Here is a 3,469-nt window from a genome sequence, read left to right on the forward strand (position 1 = left end):
CGCGATCAACAACCTGTTTGACTGCTTCAATTTTAAACTCTTCGGGATAACGCTTACCGCTCATGGGCACCTCTCTTTAAGCCATCTTAAATGACTCTGAGGTGTCTGTTAAACCCGTGGCGATTCACTCCCGTTGTTATCCGCATTGTTGCCGATAGTGAGCAAGAAGCCCGCGAGTGGTATTCCCGCTGGGATCTTATCTTTGCCGCTAAAATTCGCTCTGAATGTTCGCTTTATCAGTACAGCAGCGGCGCGTTTGAACTGGATGTTGCAAAACTGGGAGGTAGCCATGTTTAACCTCCAGACCCTTACAGCTAAAGCCCGCGAGCTGCGCGGCAACGTGGTAAAAGCCACTACCACGAAAGGCACCCGCACCATGACCCCCGTCTACGAACGGGAAGAACAGCGCAAGCTGCGCGAACGTATCCAGCAGACACAGCCGGAATGGGTGCTGCTTTGGTGGGATATTGCGACCGTTACCGGCTGGCGTACCAGCGACGTGTGCAACTTCCGTTACTCGTGCATCAACTGGGAAACCGGTATTGCGACCATCATCGTTGCGAAGCAGACCAAAGCAGCAGAAGCTAGGGCGACCCGGAAGGGGATCGAAATTGTTCGCCAGCAGCGCAAGGATGCGGCACGCCTTGCGGGTGATCACATCGCGTACATGCACTGGGATAGTGTTAGCTGCGACGAGCTGGCCGCCGGCATGACCGATGAGGAACAGGCTATCGTGTTTGAGCTGGTGGCAAAGGCTGAAGTTAAGCACGACACCAAGCAGCTGCCGCCGGGCATCATTAAGCGACTGCGCGAACGTCAGGAGCGTAATCTGGTGGATGATGACCTGGTATTTTCGCGTTCTCAGATTGAAAGTAACCGTTGTCAGTCTCTGGAAGGTAGCGTGAGCCGCCAGACGATCTGGAAGAAACTGCACAACGTTACCCGTGTAATCAATACCCGTCTGCGCCTGAGCGCCTACTCCAGCCGCAAAATTGCAGCCTTTAATCTCATGTCCGCCGGTGGCGAACAGGGCTTGCTGGTCGCCTCTGAAATGCTCGGGCACAGTAACCCGGCAATCACCCGGACTTATCTCCAGTTGGGGAGCAAGGCCGCGGCTATCCAGACACGTCTCGCGATGGAGGTTACCGCATGATGAATGCCAATCTTTCTGTGATCGAAGGCCAAATAACAAGACTTCATGCATTACTACAGGCAACCCGGCTTGCAGTGGTCGAGCTTGATTTATCAGATGTTGATGCATTGCTTCAGATGGCTGTTGAAATGTCTTTATCTACCTGCCATGACGTTCACGACCTCGTCGGGGGTGATGATGAATGACATTTATGATCTGGTGCGCCGGGCAGACGGCAAAGCTGTTTATAGTTTTCCGGTTGGTGGCCGATATCTGGTGGACACGTCTAACGGTATACAAACAATGCGCCCATTGCTGGGCGATGAAATGATTTTCTCTGTAGAGAGCGCAGCCCGCTTTCTGATGAAAATTGGTTATCAGGTAATTCCTCCGGCTGCATGAGGTAAATAAATATGACGATTAAAAATTCCGGCTTAGCTGCTGGCGGCCACGCTCACCCTGAAATCAGGCCGGGCGATAAATGGAAAGACAACCGGGGCGGGATCGTAATTATCGAAAGTTACCGATTCAACAGAGTGACATATTACCGCGAAGGATATGACTCCCCTTGTATTTGCACACCAGGACGGCTGGAGCGTGAATTTACTTTTGTATCTGCCGCGCCTTTTTCAGAAACGAAAGATATTGATCGAATTATGCAGGTGCAGGGCGCTGAAAGAATTCGTGTTATGCGTGAAATTATCCGGGAACGGGGTAGTAAATAATGAAAAATGCACCAAACCTTAAAAAGCAGCCGGCGGATCTCATGGAAGAGGCTATTATCTTTGCCGGCGCTGATGCCTGGACGTTCGCCAAAGCATGGCAGGAAATGAACCCGATTGGCGACATGGTGCCGCCGGTTGTGCTGGATAAAAAGCAGCTGGCAGAGCTGGAGAATATCCGCATTGTGGATGACGGCCGGCTCTATGCCCGGGTTTACCGTGGCGGGCATCTGACAGAACGGCAGATAACCATTCTCGCAACAAAGCTGGCGGTGGCCGGCGTGGAGCGAGCGCAATTCTACTCTGAAGGTTATGAGCTTCTGGAGGACTGGACGCCGCAGCTGCCGCGCCTCAAAGCCGATGCGGAAGCCGGCAAAAGCATGGTGATTGGCAAACCACTGACGGATGTAAACCTCCGTGACCTGGCTGATAACGAAAAGGCGCTCATACTGGCCGCACGTTATACCGGCATTGCGATTCATGAAAACAGCGAATGCGTGTACGTCTACCGCTCCGGCATCTGGGAGAAAACGTCTCTGCTCGAATTGAGTCGCGAAATGGTGGCTATCTACAACGAGAACAAAACCAACTTCAGCAAGCGCGCGATCAACAACATTATCGACGCCCTGAAAATCGTTATCCCGGTAATGGGTGAGCCGCAGCGCAGTCTGATCCCCTTTGCTAACGGCGTCTACGATATGGAAACCGGCATTTTCTCCGACCACAGCCAGGATAACTGGCTGACCAACCATAACGGCGTGACCTATACGCCGGCGGTGCCGGGCGAAAACCTCCGTGACCACGCGCCGAACTTCCATAAGTGGCTAAGTTACGCATCAGATAGAGACGCAATTAAGATGCAGCGTATTGCTGCTGCGCTCTTTATGGTGCTGGCGAACCGCTACGACTGGCAGCTGTTCCTCGAGATAACCGGAGAGGGCGGCAGCGGGAAAAGCGTCTTTACCCATATCGCCACGATGCTGGCCGGCGCGCATAACACCGCCAGCGGGAACATGGCGGCGCTCGACAGCGCGCGCGGGCGTGCGCAGTTCGTCGGCAAGAGCATGATAACGCTTCCTGATCAGCCCAAATATTCAGGAGAGGGCACCGGGATAAAAGCGATAACCGGCGGGGATGCCGTGGAGATCGACCCGAAGCACGAGCACCAGTACACCGCCGTTCTGCGGGCGGTGGTTGTGGCCACGAACAATACGCCGATGATTTTCACCGAACGTGCCGGCGGCGTTTCCCGGCGCCGCGTGATTTTCCAGTTTAACCGGCGCGTCAGCGAAGAGGATAAGGATCCCGAACTGGCAGAAAAGATATCCGCTGAAATTCCGGTGGTTGTTCGCCGGCTGCTGGCGAACTTTGCGAACCCGGAAAAAGCGCGGGCGCTGCTGCTGGAGCAACGGAACAGCGAAGAAGCACTGGAGGTGAAGCAAAAAACGGATCCCCTGTACGCCTTCTGTGCGCATCTTGAGCGCCTGGCCGACTGCGCCGGAATGCTGGTGGGCAACCGTAACCCACCACATTATCCGCGCGTTTATCTTTATCACGCTTACCTGGCATTCCTGGAGGCCAACGGTTTCGACAAGCCGCTGACACTGAATAAATT

The 3,469-nt window shown here is 54.1% G+C and carries 6 protein-coding genes; all 6 read left to right on the forward strand.

Going from position 1 to position 3,469, the window contains the following annotated elements; genetic code table 11:
* Nucleotides 1-90: 90 nt before the first annotated feature.
* Nucleotides 91-297 (forward strand): host cell division inhibitor Icd-like protein, encoded by a 207-nt coding sequence (locus AB7E14_RS21810; protein WP_428169951.1) that lies wholly within the window; start codon nt 91-93, stop codon nt 295-297.
* Entirely contained in the window at nt 290-1,153 is an 864-nt protein-coding gene (locus AB7E14_RS21815) for a tyrosine-type recombinase/integrase (protein WP_316962012.1), read from the forward strand. The genes AB7E14_RS21810 and AB7E14_RS21815 overlap by 8 nt, the downstream gene beginning before the upstream one ends.
* The gene (locus AB7E14_RS21820) at nt 1,150-1,338 is read left to right on the forward strand and encodes a hypothetical protein (protein WP_316961996.1); all 189 of its coding nucleotides are present in this window, start codon (nt 1,150-1,152) and stop codon (nt 1,336-1,338) included. The genes AB7E14_RS21815 and AB7E14_RS21820 overlap by 4 nt, the downstream gene beginning before the upstream one ends.
* Nucleotides 1,328-1,534 carry a hypothetical protein gene (locus AB7E14_RS21825; RefSeq protein WP_316961995.1) on the forward strand — a complete coding sequence of 69 codons (207 nt, stop codon included), beginning with the start codon at nt 1,328-1,330 and terminating at the stop codon, nt 1,532-1,534. Before AB7E14_RS21820 ends, AB7E14_RS21825 begins: the two co-directional genes overlap by 11 nt.
* Nucleotides 1,535-1,545: 11 nt before the next feature.
* A complete protein-coding gene (locus AB7E14_RS21830; RefSeq protein WP_316961994.1) occupies nt 1,546-1,857 on the forward strand; it encodes a DUF4222 domain-containing protein in 312 nt (103 codons plus the stop codon).
* Nucleotides 1,857-3,469: DNA primase family protein (locus tag AB7E14_RS21835; RefSeq protein ID WP_428169952.1), on the forward strand; the 1,613-nt coding region annotated here is incomplete at its 3' end. The genes AB7E14_RS21830 and AB7E14_RS21835, both read left to right, overlap by 1 nt.

Source organism: Citrobacter sp. (assembly GCF_050252275.1).
Classification (GTDB): Bacteria; Pseudomonadota; Gammaproteobacteria; order Enterobacterales; family Enterobacteriaceae; genus Citrobacter_A; species Citrobacter_A amalonaticus.